This window comes from Methylophaga sp. UBA4204 (assembly GCF_002379485.1).
Taxonomy (GTDB): Bacteria; Pseudomonadota; Gammaproteobacteria; order Nitrosococcales; family Methylophagaceae; genus Methylophaga.
Window position 1 is genome coordinate 25,349 of record NZ_DFTU01000060.1, and the last position, 266, is coordinate 25,614.

1 protein-coding gene is annotated in these 266 nt (G+C 44.4%); it reads right to left on the reverse strand.

Annotated elements, in window-relative coordinates:
- Positions 1 to 43: 43 nt before the first annotated feature.
- Positions 44 to 266, reverse strand: a 223-nt coding sequence (gene rpsI / locus B3182_RS08640; protein ID WP_292752374.1) for a 30S ribosomal protein S9, incomplete at its 5' end; no start/stop codon positions are given.

Below are 266 nucleotides of genomic sequence, written 5' to 3' on the forward strand. Positions count from 1 at the left end.
AAAAACCACCCGAAGGTGGTTTTTTTGTCCAATCAACGTTGAATTAACGTTTAGAGAACTGTGGTTTCTTACGAGCTTTATGTAAACCGATTTTCTTACGTTCAACGGCACGCGCATCACGAGTGATGAATCCGGCGCTACGTAAATCAGTTTTCAATTCGCTGTTATATTCGACTAATGCGCGGCTGATACCGTGACGAATCGCACCAGCTTGACCGTTGTTACCACCACCACGAACGGTGATATTAAGGTCAACTTTGTCGGTT